The sequence below is a fragment of the Holdemanella sp. DFI.5.55 genome, assembly GCF_020593575.1.
Taxonomy (GTDB): Bacteria; Bacillota_I; Bacilli_A; order Erysipelotrichales; family Erysipelotrichaceae; genus Holdemanella; species Holdemanella hominis.
Map to the genome: position 1 here is coordinate 1 of NZ_JAJDMK010000043.1, position 20,208 is coordinate 20,208.

General features: G+C 27.9%; 17 protein-coding genes and 2 pseudogenes. All 19 read right to left on the bottom strand.

Annotated features, from left to right (window positions below; genetic code table 11):
- Window positions 1–568 precede the first annotated feature (568 nt).
- The 19 genes and pseudogenes from LJE08_RS08930 to LJE08_RS09015 all read right to left on the bottom strand — a co-directional run bounded on the left by LJE08_RS08930 (window position 569) and on the right by LJE08_RS09015 (window position 20,153).
- Complete coding sequence (locus LJE08_RS08930) at window positions 569–1,417, bottom strand: nucleotidyl transferase AbiEii/AbiGii toxin family protein (protein WP_186999553.1); 849 nt, start codon at window positions 1,415–1,417, stop codon at window positions 569–571.
- Entirely contained in the window at window positions 1,417–1,995 is a 579-nt protein-coding gene (locus LJE08_RS08935; RefSeq protein WP_227402978.1) for an abortive phage infection protein, read from the bottom strand. Before LJE08_RS08935 ends, LJE08_RS08930 begins: the two co-directional genes overlap by 1 nt.
- 413 nt (window positions 1,996–2,408) lie before the next feature.
- On the bottom strand, window positions 2,409–2,669 hold the full coding sequence (locus tag LJE08_RS08940) for a winged helix-turn-helix transcriptional regulator (protein ID WP_368735829.1): 261 nt from the start codon (window positions 2,667–2,669) through the stop codon (window positions 2,409–2,411).
- Window positions 2,599–3,024, bottom strand: coding sequence for an ATP-binding protein (locus tag LJE08_RS08945; protein ID WP_238635999.1), 426 nt, complete (start codon window positions 3,022–3,024; stop codon window positions 2,599–2,601). The genes LJE08_RS08940 and LJE08_RS08945 overlap by 71 nt, the downstream gene beginning before the upstream one ends.
- Before the next feature lie 172 nt (window positions 3,025–3,196).
- The gene (locus LJE08_RS08950) at window positions 3,197–4,552 is read right to left on the bottom strand and encodes an ABC transporter permease subunit (RefSeq protein ID WP_227402979.1); all 1,356 of its coding nucleotides are present in this window, start codon (window positions 4,550–4,552) and stop codon (window positions 3,197–3,199) included.
- A gap of 11 nt (window positions 4,553–4,563) precedes the next feature.
- Entirely contained in the window at window positions 4,564–5,574 is a 1,011-nt protein-coding gene (locus tag LJE08_RS08955) for an ABC transporter permease (RefSeq protein ID WP_227402980.1), read from the bottom strand.
- Between the two features lie 444 nt (window positions 5,575–6,018).
- Window positions 6,019–6,121, bottom strand: a pseudogene (locus LJE08_RS15315) (ABC transporter ATP-binding protein); the annotation flags it as partial.
- Window positions 6,122–6,124: 3 nt separating this feature from the next.
- Window positions 6,125–6,538: pseudogene (locus LJE08_RS15320) on the bottom strand (ATP-binding cassette domain-containing protein); the annotation flags it as partial.
- A gap of 531 nt (window positions 6,539–7,069) precedes the next feature.
- Window positions 7,070–9,079, bottom strand: a complete 2,010-nt coding sequence (locus tag LJE08_RS08965) for a UvrD-helicase domain-containing protein (protein ID WP_227402982.1) — start codon at window positions 9,077–9,079, stop codon at window positions 7,070–7,072.
- Window positions 9,080–9,081: 2 nt separating this feature from the next.
- Complete coding sequence (locus LJE08_RS08970) at window positions 9,082–11,178, bottom strand: AAA family ATPase (RefSeq protein ID WP_227402983.1); 2,097 nt, start codon at window positions 11,176–11,178, stop codon at window positions 9,082–9,084.
- Between the two features lie 138 nt (window positions 11,179–11,316).
- Entirely contained in the window at window positions 11,317–12,540 is a 1,224-nt protein-coding gene (locus LJE08_RS08975) for a hypothetical protein (protein WP_204714919.1), read from the bottom strand.
- Window positions 12,541–12,839: 299 nt separating this feature from the next.
- Entirely contained in the window at window positions 12,840–14,882 is a 2,043-nt protein-coding gene (locus tag LJE08_RS08980) for a DEAD/DEAH box helicase (protein ID WP_227402984.1), read from the bottom strand.
- A 2-nt stretch (window positions 14,883–14,884) separates the two neighbouring features.
- Entirely contained in the window at window positions 14,885–15,778 is an 894-nt protein-coding gene (locus LJE08_RS08985; protein ID WP_227402985.1) for a hypothetical protein, read from the bottom strand.
- Between the two features lie 50 nt (window positions 15,779–15,828).
- Entirely contained in the window at window positions 15,829–16,257 is a 429-nt protein-coding gene (locus tag LJE08_RS08990; RefSeq protein ID WP_204714922.1) for a very short patch repair endonuclease, read from the bottom strand.
- A 10-nt stretch (window positions 16,258–16,267) separates the two neighbouring features.
- The gene (locus tag LJE08_RS08995) at window positions 16,268–17,782 is read right to left on the bottom strand and encodes a Sau3AI family type II restriction endonuclease (RefSeq protein WP_227402986.1); all 1,515 of its coding nucleotides are present in this window, start codon (window positions 17,780–17,782) and stop codon (window positions 16,268–16,270) included.
- Between the two features lie 54 nt (window positions 17,783–17,836).
- Window positions 17,837–19,054, bottom strand: coding sequence for a DNA (cytosine-5-)-methyltransferase (dcm, locus tag LJE08_RS09000; RefSeq protein ID WP_204714924.1), 1,218 nt, complete (start codon window positions 19,052–19,054; stop codon window positions 17,837–17,839).
- A 120-nt stretch (window positions 19,055–19,174) separates the two neighbouring features.
- Window positions 19,175–19,378, bottom strand: coding sequence for a helix-turn-helix transcriptional regulator (locus tag LJE08_RS09005; protein ID WP_087303891.1), 204 nt, complete (start codon window positions 19,376–19,378; stop codon window positions 19,175–19,177).
- 132 nt (window positions 19,379–19,510) lie between these two features.
- Window positions 19,511–19,861 carry a hypothetical protein gene (locus LJE08_RS09010; protein WP_227402987.1) on the bottom strand — a complete coding sequence of 117 codons (351 nt, stop codon included), beginning with the start codon at window positions 19,859–19,861 and terminating at the stop codon, window positions 19,511–19,513.
- A 46-nt stretch (window positions 19,862–19,907) separates the two neighbouring features.
- The gene (locus LJE08_RS09015) at window positions 19,908–20,153 is read right to left on the bottom strand and encodes a TnpV protein (protein ID WP_227402989.1); all 246 of its coding nucleotides are present in this window, start codon (window positions 20,151–20,153) and stop codon (window positions 19,908–19,910) included.
- Window positions 20,154–20,208 lie beyond the last annotated feature (55 nt).

Sequence of the window (20,208 nt, forward strand, 5' to 3'; positions counted from 1 at the left end):
TTATTTGATTACATTACATGGAAAATCATTAAGAGAAACATACTCTAAATTAAAAGATAAGAAATAACCAAAAAACACGGTTGATTTAATTTGACCGTGTTTTGTAGTGGACTTGTATTACGTATTAAGATTCAAAAAAAGATGGACTTCTTTAACGGATTATGTGGACTTCTGTAGCGTATTGCATGGACTTCAGATAGCGGAATACTCAAAGAGAAAGAAATAGTAAAAAATAAAGCCCTTTGAGGGCTGGCGAGAGTCAAAAGCGATAGCTTGAACGAAGTGAAAGCAGCGCCTTGAGACGCGAGCTGGCAGTAAAGGCTTATAGCCGCAGAGAAAACCACGCCTTTTAAGCGTGGTTTTTATTTTATCTCTACTCGAACTCAATTTTGTGTACTTTTAAATCCATGCAACATATACATTATATGGTTATTTATACAATTATTTCTTGTATTATTTTATATTCCAAATCATTTATGTATATTATGTACTCATTTTGGAGTCACTGTGAGTACATATTGAGTACAAACCATTTCATTCTAACAATACATACAATTAAAATATTGTTTCACTCAATTTCTAACATTTGACTCATCAATTGTTTTATTATTTCTAAATTTGTAGAAAACTCAATATGACTCGCATATTTATATTTGCGACAATAATTCTTCCATAAATTCTGCAATGTTGAATCTTCACTTATTGAGCATAATATTTCTTCATAATGCTCTAATACAGAAAGTGTCTCTCTTTTTCTACATGTTTTATCAAATGCCAATGATAAATCATTATAGTTTATTGAATCGTTATAACGATCAAATAAAGTCGTTACATCATAAAAATCACGCATACGTGTATTCAACAATCCTCTAGAAAGAATTGTTTGAATTTTTTCTGCAAGTATTGTCTCTAAATTATATGACCACAGTTGTATTGATTTGTCTTCTAACAACAACGGATATTCATATCTTACTTCTCTAGGTGTAATCACATCACCTGTTGATATATCTATTTTGATTGGTACTATTAAATTTTCTAATTTTGCATCCATATGAATTCTTATTCCTGGATACTCCATATTGTCCATGATATCAGATACATCATTTAAGATAAATTCAATGTGATCATCAAGAGAAATATCTTTAATTTCATTTACAATCCTTGTGGTTTCTTCTTTGGTTAAATCAAAATTACGTATTGTTGTATCAATATCCATAGTCGATCGCATCGATATACCAATCATAGAAGTAACCAAGATTCCACCCTTAACAATGAAATCGTCTTTATATTTAGAATACGTTATTCTTTCAAGAAAACGCTCCATCATATAAATACGTAACAAAGTTATAGGATCCGATCCATTTTGTTTGGCAACATTTTTAATTCTACCTTTTATTTGTGCTGGAGTTAGATACATTACAATAAAACCTCCATATATTGTCTAATTATCTTTTCAATTCGAAATGCTTTTGCATACACCATTAAACGATTAAGATCCTTATCACTTCTTTGTAAATAAGTTTTAATCGCCATATTAAAATCCTGAATTTCGAAATTACGTCTACTTCTCACTAAATCACAAATTGTTCTTTCCAAATCATACATTGGGATTTCATGACCAAATTGATTTGTGATTGTAGTCTTTCCTAAATCTAAAAGTTCCTTTTTCACTGTATAAACCTTATAACCAGAGTTTGTTAAAGCAGAAGGATTATATCCACTATAAATTGTAATACAATGCACAAAAGGTTCTCGATCAACCAGACCATAATAATATAAGGCATCATCGTGAGAAATAACTCCTTTTGGACAACGCTGTGACAAAACATAAGCTTCATCTTCCAACACATCTTTTGAAATATAAATACCTGGTCCAACTTTTTCCATACAATTCCTTTTTATAAAATTATAAATAGACTGTCTCGATACATTCACATTCTTTAATTTTTTAACATTCAAAACCTCAATTTTTTTAGAATCTATTACTCCTTTCACACTCTCACCGCCTTTTACATTCTTGCTAATATTATACTTTATATTAGTAAGAATGTAAATTGACTTCAATTTATTTAATTATTCATATTCAATAATTTATGTGTTCATTTTGTACTCACGGCCAAAAGCAGCATACAAAAAAGTCCTTATATAAAGGACTTTTGATGTTTATTGAATTATTCGAACTCGGAAAAGAAAGTTATAACGTAAACATTATTGTTTACTATATATATGCAAATTACACTATTTATATACAATTAACATGTATTATATATCTTAACTATTTTTATTGGTATCATTTTGGTAGCAGCTAGATACCTACAAGCAAATCTAAATATGGTTTAAATTATTTCATATGTATTCTCTTTTAAAAGCTACTATTTAAGTACTCTTCCACATCCATTATTTTGAGATTAATATGTCAAAGTAACTTCCCAATAACCATTTTTCGGCGATCCATGTCGTATAAGAATACCAAGCTCTTTTAATTTCTTAATATTACTTTCTATATTTCGACTGGCAATACCTATTCTATCAGCCAGTTTAATAGCCGATAATTGATTATCTTCCAAAAGCAGTTTAATAATCTTTTTCTGCGTATCGTTAAGTTCTATTTGTTGTTCTATTCCCGATACTTCTCCGATGTTTCTCCGATGTTTCTCCGATGTTTCTATTTTCTTCCATCATCGGAAATAAATTACGGAATAATTCTACACGGAACATATTATCGAACTCCTGACATCTAGGTTTCGGAAGTCCATACTCTTCAGCAGCGTTCAGGATTCTTTTTATTCCACTTCCCCATGCCTCAACGAGTCCCATTTGGCTAAATATATTGGCAATGCCTTTATTACGAATTTTCGAATGACCATTCATGACTTCCTCATAAGTCAATCCGTTATACAAGCCTCCCGGAGATGTCACTTCCAACCTGTCATTCAAGCTCAATTTTGTATACTTCCAAATCCATATAGCACATACATTATATGGCCATTTATACAATACTTCCTGTATTATTTTATGTTCCAAATCTTTTACTTATATTTTGTACTCATTTTGGAGTCACTGCGAGTACATATTGAGTACAAGAGTGCATCAGTTTAACATAATTCGATGAATCATTAGTGTCATTATTTGATTATAATGCAAATATGTTTTTATACTGCAACAAGAAATGGATAATAATTCATTTTTTCATCATTTATTTTACATCGCTTTTATTAAATATCACCACGGTTACACCATACATTAGAATAGACCATACTACTAACATTAATACTGCATTTAGTGATGTCTGTGTTCCATTTCCTACTATCACAGTTAGACTGGCAAGAATGCTAAATGGATTTAACATAGGAAAGAATTCGATTGGATATGTTATTTGTTGAGAATATATGTGAATAAGCACAATGAATAATCCTAATGCATAGCTAACCCATGATTTTCTGACAGAAATTGAGCACAACAATCCTAGAGTTACTGTAAATATTATTTTCATCATCCCTAACCCTAAAGATAGAATTAAAGGAATAAAAATATATGTATTCTCCATATTAATAGGCATATAATTATCCATCGAAATAAGATGCTCATAAAACATAGAATATGCATATCCATAATTGTAAGAAGTCAGATTTGTTTTAAAGCCAACAAAATTATTCCAGTCAATCAACATATATGAGTTTAGCCCATCAAATCCATGTCGAAATCCTAGAATCAGCGCAGGAACAAATAAAGAGATAAATACTATCAGGGTATAACTGATTCCTATTTCTATAATTCTTGATAGTAAAAATCTGTTTGAGCTTTTTGAATTCAAATAGGATAACTCAAAACTTTTACTTTGCTTTTGCTGCCAAATAACAATTAATGTATAAAAAGTACCAATTGGAATAACCATTAATGAAAATAGACTCCCTAGACGTAATTGGCGGCACAAATACGCCCATGGACCTTGCGCAATATTCAATATATTTTTATTGTTTGCTGTTGCTATTTCATGAAATGAATTCTGAAGATTCATATAGGTATGATGATATGCATCTTCATAATCTCGATTAAAGAACTTTTGCATATCATTTAATAATGATGCATCAAAAGATATATCAGGATATCCTATTTTAGCAAGTTCATCTTTAAACACAACTTGACTTAACTGCTTATCCGTTTTTGCGAAACAATCCATTTCAAACATTTGATTCCACAAGTCATACTTCTTTATATCAGGATAATTTTCAAATCCTTTAACGCCCTCTTTTTTTAAACAATCAATTGCTTCATTTGCATTTTTACTCTTCCAATTTAAATATTCTTTATAATTATTTAACACTTCAACCTGTTCAGGTTTTATTGTTTCACCCAATTGTTTTTTTATAACATCGATTTGAGAAATTGAGTTTTGACTCTCTACAATCAATTGCTCATTATAAATGATATTCCTTTCCACATCATTCTCCAGGTTTAAAAAGTTCATTGAAAACATATTTACAATCAAAAAGATCAATAAGCATACTAAGCTAGCTTTGCTCCTTAAAATACTTTTCATCTCATATTCCATATCTTTTTCTCCTAATTTGCCCCATTTAGATCGATTCTTTCTAAATATTTAACCATACAAAAATGAATGATTACGATTAATAAAATAATAATCCAAAGAATCAAAGAATTTATTGAGAAGATAGAGCCAAATAAATTAATGTCTGTTAATAAAACGAGCAGACATAGACAAGGAACTAATAGACTTATGCCACTGTTTTTTGTAAGAAGTGAAAGCACTTGAATCATAGTTGATAGAAAAGCTAGTAATACGATTGTTATCATTAAATTATTCATACACCACATGCTAATAGGCACGAATGTGTTTTTAACTGTAACAAATACTTCATCTCCTAAGCCATAAGCGTAATATCCTAATACAAATAAAATACTGATCATCATCAAACTCATAATCATTGTAGCTATTGATGTTACAATTGTTCTTGATAAATAAATTTTCGTTCTTGAACCCGTCATTGTGAACAGTAATTTATAAGTATTTGATTCAAAATCTTTAGACCAGCAGTCAAAATTAGATAATATGACACATGCAAGTATTACAATAATTGGGATACCACCAAAAACAAAAAAATTAGATAACATATAATATGCTGTTGGCATTTTTTCGTATACAAAATCGTAGAATTGGTTTTTCATGTACATATCTTGAAGTTTGATTCGATTTTTTAGATCTCTTTCATCATTACGCAGCATGATTGAATATGATGAAAGATCTCCACCTTCATCAATCACTTTTTGAAGGAGCTTATCTCTTTTTATCATTGTTTCAGCAATACAATGTGCGTCTTCATGTTCAAGATTATAAGACACCAGTCTGCAATTTTCTAAATCTGCCTGCCAAAAATCTCTAGATTTTTCTAGTTTCTCTGTGTCTTCACCAATTTCTTTCATCCTATTAATCTGCTCTGTTATTATTTTAGATCTAGTTGCATCTGAAGTCACCATTTGCTCGTAATAATGAACTTGACTCGCAATATAATTATTGTGCTTTGGCACAAAGTAAAAACAAAAAATCACAATCATAGAAAGACATCCTATGATAAAAATGCCTATATTTCTTTTTGAAAAGAAAATACGGATTTCATTATAAATCAACGTTTTCATATGCTTATCCTTGGTACAAGTTTTGATAATATTTCTCTAGACCTTCTCCTTTATCTTCAATTGAATAAATAGAAATATTATTTTTAACCAATAAGTTGATTACGTTAGAAAAATCATTATCTGAACCACATTCTAATCTTATATATTCATTATCGTTCGTTACAATATAGTTTTTTAAAATCTTTTGTGCATATTGATTATCTGAAGTTTTGATACACAAAATATGTTTTTGATGAAGTTCGTCTATTGTCTTATGTGCAATAAGCTGACCATCCTTTATAAAAATAATTCGATCTACTAACTTATCTACTTCACTCAATTGATGGCTCGATAAAAGAATACTTGTACCATCATTACGTATATCCAGAAGTTTCTTTCTTAAATCAATAATAGCCTGCGGATCCAATCCATTTGTCGGCTCATCCAATATAAGCAGTTTGGGTTTGGTCATCATTGCCAACGATAAAATCAAGCGTTGTTTCATACCCATTGAATAATGCCTAACTTCTTTTTTTAATTCATCATTTAAACCACTAAAATCTTCCATTTCTTTAATTCTGCTTTTATCCAGTTTTTTCCATTTTGCGACCATTTTAAAATGATCCTTACCTGTAAGATTGGGATAAAGAGCTGGATATTCGATACTAACACCCATGTTAGATAAAGCATTTACCCGGTCTTTATCTATGTCATATCCATTAATTGTTATTTTACCTGAAGTTGGATGATATAAACCAGCAATACACTTCATTATGGTAGATTTACCTGAACCGTTAGGCCCAATCAATCCTAATATTTCATTTTCATTAATACTGAAAGAGATATCTTTTAAAATATTTACTTTGCTTATTGATTTAAACAACCCATTTACCATTAAAACCATAGTGCACCTCCTTTGTGTATATTTTTTATAAATTTATCATAACACTTTTCTAAAGTCACAAATATAACAAATCATTCTGTTTCAATCCATCTTCATTAAATTCAAAATACATCATCATAGGCTATACTCCTTCTTAAGGTAATTCTATTTTATCATGGATCAGCTGGCATATTTTTGAACAAGAGAAATAATAAAATGAGTACCTTTTACGTACCTCAAGGCATTAAAAAAGCTAGAATATGCTTTATATAAAGAACTTATAGCGTTTATTCTTTATTCGAACTCGACTCCTACATAGCATTTTCACTTATATCATATTGTATTTCATCATTTATTTTATCTAATATTTATAGATTATATTAGCTTTTAATCTTTTGAATTTTATTTTGTACCCAAAATGCACTCAAATTGAGTACACTATTCGATATTCAATATCATGATATGAAATTAAGTAAATTACAATTACTTTCTCATATTTGTAAATTATACTAAAAATATAATTTTATTAAACACGTATAATATTTAAAACTATCAAACTTTTTTAAAATACTTTGATGATTTAGAAATAGGTTCAACCGACCCAAAAATTTCCGTTATATTTTTATCAATATCCCGAATATCATCAATATAAAAAATCCTTAAATTCTGTATTGCACGAGTTATTGCAACATATATTAAATTTCGTGCTTGAATTAGATTCTCATCATCATAATCAAAATCATCATACCTGATAAAAAAATCTTTAATGAAATTTTTCTTGATTCTACCAAAGGAATCCCCCATAACTATCACAACATTATCGAATTCTAATCCCTTTGTGCTGTGAAAAGTATGATAAATAACATCTTCGTTTTGTTTATCTTCGATAAATGTATACCATTTTCTTAATTCATCAAAATTTAGACTCGTCATAAAGTTATCAATATTATCTTTATCAACTCTAAGTTTTTCTTCTATTAAATCTTCAAAAATGCTATCATAAATCTCATTAACATCCAATATTTCTTGTAATAACCTTCTCCAAACACTGTATTTAGCACTTAAAATTTTTAGACTATCAATAATTTGTTTAAAATTATAAAATTCATCAAAATTACTAGAATTAAAGAATAACGTTAATTCTTCAAACGTTATCTCTTCATATATTTGCCTAGGTATATAGGATGTTATAAATTCTTGTTCATTATTACTCAAAACAATTAATTTTATTAATTTATATAGAAATAAAGGGAACTGACCTAACTTAGTTATATCCTTGCTTAGCAATTCTGTGGCTCTTTGATCATACCGAACTTTGTAATAAGGTGTTTGGCATATCAAATTATACATATTACCAAAACCACTATAATTAGAAATTTCGTTATTTAACAACATGAAACAATGAAGAGGATTATTTTTGCTAATTTTTAATTCTTCTTTACAAACTGTTAAAAATTCATCAACCTCATCCAAATTTCCATTATAAAACCGAACTTCTCCTCCTTCTGAATCTTGATAAATTGATTTTTGAATTATCTCATCGTTTCTCACTTTGTTTGCTATTTTTATTATTTCAGATGCTGAACGTCTATTTATATTTTTTGCGATGACTTTGGAATTCTTAAAGAATTGGTTTTTATCAATCTTTCCGACTCCATCATCATAAATATTTTGTGCACTATCTCCAAAAAAACCAATCACTATTTCTTTATTTACACTTAATGCATAATTTTTTAATTCATTTAATAATTTAACAACTAATGCATTCGTATCTTGATATTCATCAACAAAAATGTACGGAAAAGAATCAACAAATATTCTCTTAATAAATTCAGAATCTTCTATAAATTTAGAAGAATATTCTAACAAGGTATCATGACTAATTCTCATCGTTGCTAAATTATCTACATTTCTTCGCGCATCATAAAAAACTTTAGTAAATCCTAATTCTTTATTCCCTATTGAATCAAGGACTTTACTATATTTATTTTTTTTCAAAATATTACTAACATACTCTTTACATTTAGTAGTTTTCCGCGATAATGGTATACCATATATTTTTTCAAATACCTCATTAAATTCAGTAGAATTAGATTTATAATATTCCCAAAAAATTTCTTCGTTTGCAATAATTGTTTCATTGTCTATTTGTGATATTTCTCTATATTTAGAATCAGAAATGATATTGTCGCATTTTTCAATCTCATTTTGCAATTTTAATTTGTGATAAGGCACTAATTCCTCATTAAATTTTTCTATAATCGACCAAAGACATTCATGTATTGTTGACACTAAAACAGTACTAGTATTTCCTAAACGATTTTTTATTTCACTAGCTGCAACATTTGTATAAGTAATACATAATATTTTTTGGTTATTATACTCCATTAATTTTTGTTCATTATATATAATATGCTTTATAGATTCAACAAGATTGTAAGTTTTTCCAGCACCTGCACCAGCATCATGAATAAAACATTTATGCTCGTTTATACAATTAAATAATTCTTTTAAAATATCTTCTTCTTCTTTCAAAGCCTCTAAATTAATTTTTTCAAACATAATTACTCACCACTATCTAATTGCTCACTAAGAAATTTTAAACCATTCGCTATGTACTCTGGTAATTTTGGAATACTATCTTGTTCATTCGTAATTAAATTAAATAGTAAATTATTTGAAAATTTTCCTTTATCTTCGCTTAATTTCATCTGCCATTTAAAAGAATTATCTTTATTATTTTCATACTTATTTTTCTTAACAATAGCAATATATGTGTTTCTTTTAGTTTCTTTAAGTGTTTTATTTAATATATTATTATCGAAATTAGTCAAAATAAAGGCCTCTTCAAAGCTAGTAGGATAATAGTTGTTTACCTTTGATTGGTATGCTACATAAATATTTTCTGATTTTATGAATGAATTGATATTTGATAATTTTTCATATCCATTTAAACTAGTTTTATTTATATCAGCCTTCTCAAAATAGTATTTTAAAGTTTCATTAGTTGTTTCTCTATCTTCTATATCTGTTATTTGAACAAACTTTTCTTTTTCTTCATCACTTCTTTTTATATCTAAATCTGTAATAATCAAAACAGGTACCTTGAGCTGTTTCAGTAAACTATCATATACCTTTGCATGAGCACCACCACAATGTAAAACAGTAACATAGTTCTTTTTCAAGATTGTATCATTTTGAATATAATAAGGTAAAATTTTATATTCAGCATCTCCTTCTACTATTATTACTGCATCTGCAAAAAACATATCAGCTGTTTGAAATTTCATATGTTTTTTTATAAATATAAATTCATCTTTATCTATATCTTTACTTATATCGCTATCTCTTATTGTAGTTACATAAGCGCAATTATTTTTATCATGCGTATAATTAATGAAATCAAAGCTTCCTGCTTCTTGTATTTTACTATTTAAAATATGTGTCGAATGAGTAGTTATTATCATCTGAGGAATGATATTTTTTTGACTTTGTGACAATAGTAGATTAATTGCCTCGTTAATATTTCTAATAAATAATTCTTGCATTTGAGGATGCATATAGGTTTCAGGTTCTTCTATTGCAATCAAATTAATTTTACTAGAAAATGATTTAACAGGATTTTTCTCAATATATTCTATTAAATTTGAAATAATCATGAACAGGTTTGTATATCCTAATCCAAATTGGCTTTCAGGTATTTCATTTTGATTTTCTGAATATACATATTGAATATTATTATTCAGTAAACTGTCAAAACTAAAATTCGAATGTAGATTCATTCCCATTTTTTTATTAGAAATAATCGCTCCAAATACCGTATTTACTGGCTCAGAATAATCTTTTTTTAACAATTTATCAGTTTCAACATTAAATGTTTTTATATTATCTTTTATTTGTTCTGTTTCTTGTAGTTTTTGTTGTTTAGCTCTATAAGAAATTATCTTATTAAATGATTTAGATAAGCTATTTTCTCCATTAACTGTATTCGCACTAATTTTTACTATCTCAAATAAATTCTTTAATTTGAAATCTTTTACCTCTTTATCTTCTTTATTTAAATACATAACTTTAAAACTTGAACTATCAATCAAATCAATCAATTCCAATAAATTAAAAATACCATCTTTAATTTTTTGCTTTACAGTCTCCAAGAACAACATTTCTTCTTTCAAACAATATTTTACCTTTATAGTTATTTCACCTTTAATTATTGATTCTCTTGTAAGAAAGCTTGCAATATTATTTATATAACTGTTTTGATCACTTATATCAACCATTAATTCGAAACATACATATGGTGTTTCATCAAATATACCTCTATCATATTTCTCTCTTATGTTATTAAGAAATGAATAATTTATATCTTTAGATGAAAAATCATTAATCGTTCCATTAACCATAAAATCTAAAGCTTCCACTATCGTTGTTTTACCACCATTATTTTTTCCTACAATAAGAGTTGTATTTTTTGCAATATTAATTTTTTCATCAGTTGTAATTTTATCTTCTTTACTCTTACAATGTGTGATGTCACCAGGATAATTAGATTTTTGTTCATACTGATTTTTAATTACATAATCATTCTTTGCAAAATGAATCAAATTATTCTCATTATTGTATTTTCTATAGTTTAATATTTTTAAACTTTTTAAATACATTGATATTCCTCCTTAGTTTTCACATTAATTATAAAAAATACTTAACTTACACCATTATTATTCTATACCTCTTAATTACAATCGATCTTCTACCCTCATTTTAATTAGTCATCAGTCATGCTTAGTAATAACATTAATCTAGTCATTATTAAAATAATACTTTACAAGAATCAAATATTCAAAAATAAACAATAGTGTGTCATATAATTTTAAATCAAAATATGCAATTTTACTTTGCGGATAAATTAAACAATCTTCAATTTCAACCATTTTTTCACAATTATTATATTCATAATCTTCATGTTCAAAACCATTTCTTAAGTTATTATCAAGCATATTACTATTAGGTAATATTTTATCAATACCATATCTAGTAAACTCTTTTATTTTCTTTCCATTACTACAAAATTTCCCATTTAAAATTTTTTCAATATTAACATTTTCTATTTTTATTTGATCAACGGGAAATTTTTTTAATCCGTGTAATGCAAACATAATATTCGTTGATTTCATAATAACTTCATATAATTCTTTATATAAAATTTTCAATTTGCTTATGCTTGCCGTAACTATATAGTTTTTTTCGAAAAATTCATCGTTAATTTGTCCATCTTTGAAATATCGAGTACATACTAACGGATAAAACATATCAATTTCTTGAATAAAATTTAATAATACCTTAATAACTTTTTTCAGCTGGATTTCAATTTGATTATCCTTTGAAATCATCTGAACAACAGAAGAGAATTCTGAATTATTATTTTTTATAGAATTAAGTGTTCTATAAATATTGCTACCAACTATTGTGTGGGCTTTATAATTAGTAAATCCCGAAAAATAATCACCTAAAATAGTTAAAAACCTTTCTTCTGCGTCCTCATCACCTTTTCCGAAAATTTTAGACATTTCTTGATTCAAAAAATCTATCTTGTTATTTTTATAATAAGAAAATAGTCTTGTATAAATAGAAATTTGTTCTTTTTTCTCTTGATATCTATTTAAAGAAGAAATAATTTCGTTAATATTTTTTTCAAATGAAATTAAATTTGATGCTATTCGAATAAATGGGGTAGAATGTGTTTCAGGATTACTAAACGTGTCAATTATTGAAGGAAAATCTGGCGAAGCTTCAATTGAATAATCATAATCTCGGTATTTCCTATTTTCAATTTTTATTGCATTTTCTAAAAGTTCAAATCTCCATTCAATGTTTTCATTATCTACTTCAAAATGCATTTTTGCCTCAGTTAGACATTTTGGACAACTAATATAAATATATGTACTTTTAATATACCCAATCGGTATTCTAACATTAATTATTGAACCGCAAACTGGGCATTTATATTGCGTATTTGTTACCATAACATTTCTCCTCTATTTTTATCAACGATTTTTCTGCTAAATTCAATTTCTGACATTCTGATATTATCTACTCATCAAAAATATGTTGCAAAGTAATACGATTATGGCTAACATACCAAGAATAAGCCACACAATCAATATACGCTCTGAATGCTATATTTTTCTTTAAATTTTTTATATTCTCTATACAAGTTTTTACATTTTTAAGAAAAAGACTTAATATTACCATTTCTATCAATTTGTAATTGTTATGATTATTAAGATATTATGCACCAAAACATAAAATCAGTTATTCACAATTAATCTATATATCTATTTTTTAAATATATAAATTTCAATCTATTCTTCACTGAATTTTCTGCTAGAAATTTAATTGCTTTTACAATATCATATGTAGAATAACGTATGTTTAATTGATTTTCAATTTCTATTATCATTTCTAAGTTTATTGTGTTATCATTAATCGATACTCCAAAATCTTTTAATGACTGTAAAATAACTTTTTGTTCTTCTGAATATTGATTAATATTACTCAATCCTAAAATTCTTTTATTATATCGTTCAATGAATGTTTTAAGAGTTTCTAACACAAATTCCCCAAATGGCCATTCAGAATATGCATCATTCAAATCTATACCGATTTTAGCAATTGGATAAATATAGTGTTCTAACGAAGAATATAGAAACCTCATATAATAATCAATTATCGTAGAATTAGATATTTCATCATCATTATTATTATATTTACGATAAAAATTAATTTTATCTTTATACGAATTTAATAATATCTTTTGATTAAGTTCATTTTTATAAAAAAATTGTAATACTCCTCTTATACAAATTTCATCAATCTTAGCTACAGAATAACTATATTCCTTAAATACTTTCTGCGCCATAAATGGTAAATTTGAAATGCTCGGATAATATAAATCAGTTTTTAAAACATTTAATATTTTGGATATTATTCCAATCGAATAATGTGTATTTTTTCTTATTTGATAATAAAATTCCTTTTCAATTCCAAAATCAGAACATAATGCATCGATTTTTTCCTCATTTATACTATTTTCGATTTCCTCAAAATCTTCGTCTTTAGAAATCGATAATTGAATTACAATGTTTTCCCTTACTACATCGTCGATATTACTGGTAGAATAAATATACCCTATCGGATATTCTCCAAGTCTTCCAGCTCTACCAATTGTATTTTTTAACAAGAATTTATTTGACGTAATTCTATTACTTTTAGGATGAATAAACATATTTTTAGTTGGAGTGTTGATACCTTCAGAAATCGAATTAGTCCCAATAAGCAGAGAAAAATTATCATTTTTGTTAAATAAATTAATCATTTTATTTTGAATATATTTTGGCATCTGACCATGATGAACCAAGATTCCTTTTTTTAATAATTTCACTACAGACCAATCAGGATGATATTCTGTTTCCAAAAAATTAATAAACTCGTTATATTTATTTTCATTAAAATATGAACAAATTATATCCACAGTATCATTTATTAATGTAGGTGTATCACAAAATAAAATCGATTTTTCTTTTTGCGCTTTTTCGTATAATGTAGGATAAAATTTTTCTTCATCAACTATTCGAAAAACTTTATCAACTGGGTTGTATAAAGAATCAAATTCTTGAAACCCATATTTTTCAAAACCCTTAAAGATTGCATTTGGTGAAAGCAAGAATATTTTTTTGCATCTTAATGATATTGAATCTAAAAATGATTCAGATAATTTATAACCTCTTTGTTCTCTGGTAGAATCTTCTAATTTATATGCTTCATCTATCACAAAAAGATCAATTTCTTTAGGAAGATCCTCTTTAATTTCCAAATACTTTTCTTGGGTTCCAATAAAAAGTAGAGGTTCATCATTTATTAAATAAGTTATTTCTATTTTTTTTCGATCAAATATACTATAAGTTGAAAAACTAGGATTTTCTTTAAAACTATTCTCTAGCTCATATGCTAATGCATTTGTCGGGACTATATAAACAACACTAGTAGGTCTTTCAACATATATGTATTCTTTAACTATCAATGTTTTTCCAAATGAAGTAGGTGCAGATAAAATACATCTTTCATTTTTCTTCAAATAATTTAATGCTTCAATTTGTTGTGGTGCAAAACAAACTTTCTTATTTTTAATATGTCGAACTTGTCTTAAATCGTTCTTTACATATAATATTTTTTCCACCAGCGTTTGATCATCCGATTCTGAATAATACGGTGTCAAATCATACATTCCTAAATCTAAATCACTTACAACCTTGCCTTCATCAATCAACATTAACAATTGTTTTCTTTTATCATTGAATAATGTCACAATTAACCATCTCCCCTTAATTGATCTATTATTAAACTTGCTCGTTTCATAATTTCTTTTATCAAAGTTTTTTTATCTCGAATTGGTAAATGGAACAAGAATATCTCATATTCAGAAGCAAGATTATCAGACTCAATACACTTTTTAATATTATTTTTCAAATCATCGACATTTACACTAAAATCATCATAAAAATTGGATTTTAAATAATCTTCCATTTCAACCTCATTGCTGTGTAAAACAAATCCAGCAAAAAAAATCTTTTGTTGCATAAAATCAGATAATGACACAAAATCATATGTATCTACTTTCAGATTTTTAACTACAATCTTCCATGAATCGTCATTTTGTTCAATCTTTCTTTTGAAACTATCTAGTTTATTAAATATATTTTTTGTTAAAAAATCTGAAATCACAGATTTCATGCCATTATTTAAACTTTCATAAAATTTAGCTTCACCCAAAACTAATACATTTTCTTTTTTATCAAACATACAGGCGTCAGATCCAGTATGAGTATCTGTTAAAGTCTCGGTGATGTCTATTATTCCTACGGATAAATCATATCCATATATATCGCGAAAAACCAACCCTAACATTCCTTCCGCTAAAAAAGAGTAGAATGTTTTGTTTGAATTAATGGACTCAATTATAAATTTTGTAATATCTTCAACATCTTTATTAGGTAAAAATCTTTTCAAAACCAATACTTTATCTCTTCCCAAAAAAGCATCTTTTTGAAACATGAATTTTAAATTATTATCTTCGAAAATGATATCAGGCAAAATTTTTTGTATATCTGTTGAATCGAATTTGATATTTCTTATTGAAACCACGCCAAACTTTGTCTTAATTTTTTCTTTTTCTACTTTAGTATGTAATTCAAATCGATTCATAATCTCCCTCCTTTAAATTAAAATTGACAAAAGGATTACCTAATTTATAGTCAACTAGAATTTTCTTTAATCCACTGCTCAATCTCATCAACGCAATACTTTAAATACTTCTCGACATCTTTACTCCAAAAATGAATAGGAATCCAATCCATCTGACGTAGCAAATTATCATTTTTTATATCTCTTTGGATATTTTCCTCGATTTTTTCAATCCAAAAATCTTTATTGTTCTTAAGTTTATCCTTTGTTTTTTCGAAATCTTTCCCGTGCCAAAATTCGCCATCAACAAATATAGCTATCTTGTATTTTGTTAACACTATATCCGGAGTTCCTGGCAGTTTTTTATAATTCAGTCGATAACGATATCCTTTATGCCAAAGTGCTTTTGCTAAAATTGATTCCACTTTGCTTTTTTTATGACTCAACGCTTTCATACGTTTTGAAATTTCCGGAGTAGTTTTTAATTTTTGATGTTTCACATACATCACCTTACTTTAATTGTTTTAATACATATCGCTTATTCAACCAAAAACTTTGTTTTGTCATCCATTCTCCATTTGGTAATTCATCAGCATCTCTTTCAATATTGCCTTTTATGAATCCATCATTTAGCTTATAAGCGGATTTTTGGGCATGTGGGCGTATATGTATGATTTCAGTTTCTTTCATTCCGGGCAAATTGTTTTGAACTTCTAATTCGCCATTTACATTTTTAACCTTTTCAAAAATCACACCACTTTTGATTATATTTTTATAATTTTGCCATTCACTTTTCACAATGTCATTCAAATCATAGTAAGGCATATGCCATAATTTTGCTTTCTTTAATACATAAACATCATCAACTCTTTTGAAAACTACAAATAAGAATTGCGTTGTATCAAAATAATTAAATACTGTAGAATCTTCCCATTCTTCTTGTACAAGTTCTTTGAATTTGAATGGTGCAAAAGACATATTTTCTTTATTTTTTCCATTTTCTTCTATTCGTATGGTCTTAACTACGATATTTGCTTTTTGGAATTCTGCGGCATGATTACCTTTGATTCCCAACATTCGGAATGCAAGATCATTCCATTGCGCTTTGTTATTGTTATACGGGCGATCATACATTTCACATAATTCTTTATCTGTCATGCCAATGTGCTTATTTATCAAAGATACGACATGTTCTTGGAAATTTGTTTTAATATCTCCTTTTATGATAGATTCACACGGCACATTGTTTTGAAGGATATAATTTTTCAAAACATAATTCATGTAAGATACTTTGAAACAATAATTTCTTTTCTTAGCTAAAGTATGATCACCATAATATTGCGGCCTCATGCTTTTTTTGGCAGTTGCGCCTTTCGTACAAGCTCCCAGATACATCGTATCTCCTTCACTTAATTCATGAGCTTTTCCTTGTTTGATTTTTTCATTGATTTGATTATAATCATCGATGATTATCTTAAGATCATCCTTAGGCGGACTAAATAAATTTACAAATTTAATGACATAATCCAAACGTTCTATGGACTTGTCCCTCAAATAATGAATCAAAAGGATACATTTAATTTTTTCCCATACATGACTTTTATAGAAATCTTCTTCTACAGGTTCATTGTAAGAAATATTTGTTATGGACAGTCTTTCCCCTGCTCTATATTCACCTTTTTTCGTCTTATCAATAGGTGTTTGTTTTAATTCTAATCCTATCTTATTAAAATCCGCTTCTTGATTACCATTTGGATCATAACCAAAATAGTATTTTTCTATAAAATTACCCAATTGACCTTTCGCTTTATCATTCAAAGATGCCCCAAAACCATATTCTACTGTTTTTTCTCTTACTACCATATTTTCAAAATTGGCATATGCATCATATAATTTCCCTCCATATCTTTTTATCGGACTTCTTTCATATTCATCCAATACCTCATGAAAGGTCATCCCTTCCAATTTTTTTGCATATGAATAAATACTATTGATATCTGTATCATCATAATCAAATAACTTCATGTCTATCACCCACTTTCCCTATATGCACAAAAATCTTATGCCTAAGACATAAGATCATTGTTCTTTATCGATTATTTTATCCAAAGCTTTTGCCATTCTTGTGATCATTGGTACTACCAATGCATTCCCCATGCAAAAGAATCTCATCCTATTAGGCATTCCACTATTAGTCCAATCGTCATCGAAACCTTGCAAACGTTCTGCTTCGATTGGAGTCAATGTTCTCAATCTTCCTGTTCCAGGATCTGAAACGACATGTGTGCTTCTATTCAAAGTAGATTCGCTAGTAAGCATGGTTCTACCTGGTTTATCCCATGAATCCGGAAAAGCAATAGGACCCTCTGAAAAGACATACTCATGCCCTGTCTTAGATACACGATTTATTTTTTTCGCACCTTTCAAATAAGTCCATTTGCTCATTTTTTCGTTTGTTATATAAAAACTTTCGTCAACATTAGACTGTAAGATATCTCCCAATAGTATAGGTGTCTCCATTACCGGAACGACATTATTTGTATATATTTTTCCGTTTCTCATTAATCCAGCTGATTTAAAATCAAATGAAAATTTATCTGTCATTTCTAATAGATCATTCATCAAAGTTCCTTCAAAACAATTCTCCACTTGTTCAATCGGAAATGATTTTGCCATGAATCCATCTGAATTGATCAATGATAATTCGTCCATTTCTTTTACTGAATCAGCATAAACCGTATCATTTCTATATGCAAAAATAAATACTCTTCTTCTGCGTTGTGCCGCACCATATTCAGCAGCATTTATCACTCTCCACTCAGCAGAATATCCTAAGGTATTCAAACAACTTAAGATGATACCAAAATCTCTCCCACGTTGTTTTGCTGGAGATTTTAATAATCTATCAACATTTTCAAAAATGCAAAATGCAGGTCTCTTTGCTTCGATGGTATCTCTAATTTGCCACCATAGAACTCCTTTTTTTCCTTCGATACCTTTTGAACTAGATAACGATTGAGCTACTGAATAATCTTGGCAAGGAAATCCACCAACCAAAAGGGTATGATCTGGAATAGCATTTTTATCTACAGTAGAAATATCTTCACAAGTATGAAATTCCCCATTTATATCTGGTGAATCTCCAAAATGTTGCACATAGCACTGATTTGCCCATTGTGTTCTCGCCCCTGGTTCCCATTGTGAAAACCATGTAGTTTTCCATCCAGAATCGGCTCTTTCAAAACCTAATCTAAATCCTCCTACACCGGCAAATAATTCACATATTGTTTTGTTCATAAAGTCCTCCTAGTTTACACTTCTCACTTATTTTTTCGGAATCTAAGCTTTGCCTTGAACACTATCAAACGATAGATCATGATTCCATACCGAAATGAGCCTCAGCTCAATAAAAGAAAATCAATCAATAACTTCTATGATTTCATCAAAACTATTACAACCTAAAAACTTATAAATCTTTAATAAATTTTCCATCGAAATAGTCTCGTTTTTTGACAACTTTGCTAAAGTCCCAGGAGAAATTCCAGCTTCTTTTGCAAATTCCGTCTTTTTCAAACCTTTATCAATTAATTTTTTGAATAAATTATTATAACTGACTTGCATATTGATTTTCCTTTCAACAATAAAATTATATCAATTATCATCATATAATTGAATAGTTTTTTCATATAATTGGATTTTTTATTTGTTAAATTGAACAAGCCTCTGGACTAGAGGCTTATTAACATTTATTCATCAACGTTGATACTGTTCAAGTTCCGCTCCATATGTTATTTCATTTAACACCATGCAACGAAGTTTTTTATTGATCTCACTAAACAACATAGATTTTTGTTTCTTATTTAGTTTTGAATAAGTTTCAACAATTTCCTTATCATGGATCAATATCATTTGCGCCTGTGCAATAAATAAATCTAATGACATCTTAGCTACGTTAGTGATGTCTTCTTCCAACAGACCTTCTTTAATTAGATAATTCAAATAGTCTTTCTTATTATTTTCTAATATGAACTTTCTTTTTTCGATAAAGAAATCAATAAGATCATCCTTTAGATATTTTTCTTTAAATTCTTCATATAAAGCCATAATTATTTCTCCTTTTATTATTAAAAGTCCTAATAATATTTTTTGATCAAATAGTCATGATTTCATTGATCAACATTTCTTCGACCATGACTCTTATATTATTCATCCCTTGAACCCATCTCATTTGGTCTTGTTCTTTCAATTCTTCTGTTATATTTCTTGACTTTTTGTATTGTTCAACGAGGGTTTCATATCGCAGATTTAACTCTTTATCCATACGAATCAATTCTTCATTCAGTTCATCTCTTGCTCGTAAGGCTAGGTAATGTCCTGGATGTTTTTCTTTTAATATCTGATGTTAGCATATAAATAGGACTAGTCAAAAAGAGAAAATTTACACCAGTGGT

What these genes read in the sequence shown, in the direction of transcription:
- LJE08_RS08930 (WP_186999553.1), bottom strand. Translation starts at nt 1,417, where the DNA reads ATGTATCTAACTCCAGCACAAATAAAAGGTAGAATTAAAAATGTTGCC.
- LJE08_RS08950 (WP_227402979.1), bottom strand. Translation starts at nt 4,552, where the DNA reads ATGGAATATGAGATGAAAAGTATTTTAAGGAGCAAAGCTAGCTTAGTA.
- LJE08_RS08955 (WP_227402980.1), bottom strand. Translation starts at nt 5,574, where the DNA reads ATGATTGTGATTTTTTGTTTTTACTTTGTGCCAAAGCACAATAATTAT.
- LJE08_RS08965 (WP_227402982.1), bottom strand. Translation starts at nt 9,079, where the DNA reads ATGTTTGAAAAAATTAATTTAGAGGCTTTGAAAGAAGAAGAAGATATT.
- LJE08_RS08970 (WP_227402983.1), bottom strand. Translation starts at nt 11,178, where the DNA reads ATGTATTTAAAAAGTTTAAAAATATTAAACTATAGAAAATACAATAAT.
- LJE08_RS08975 (WP_204714919.1), bottom strand. Translation starts at nt 12,540, where the DNA reads ATGGTAACAAATACGCAATATAAATGCCCAGTTTGCGGTTCAATAATT.
- LJE08_RS08985 (WP_227402985.1), bottom strand. Translation starts at nt 15,778, where the DNA reads ATGAATCGATTTGAATTACATACTAAAGTAGAAAAAGAAAAAATTAAG.
- LJE08_RS08995 (WP_227402986.1), bottom strand. Translation starts at nt 17,782, where the DNA reads ATGAAGTTATTTGATTATGATGATACAGATATCAATAGTATTTATTCA.
- dcm (WP_204714924.1), bottom strand. Translation starts at nt 19,054, where the DNA reads ATGAACAAAACAATATGTGAATTATTTGCCGGTGTAGGAGGATTTAGA.
- LJE08_RS09005 (WP_087303891.1), bottom strand. Translation starts at nt 19,378, where the DNA reads ATGCAAGTCAGTTATAATAATTTATTCAAAAAATTAATTGATAAAGGT.
- LJE08_RS09010 (WP_227402987.1), bottom strand. Translation starts at nt 19,861, where the DNA reads ATGGCTTTATATGAAGAATTTAAAGAAAAATATCTAAAGGATGATCTT.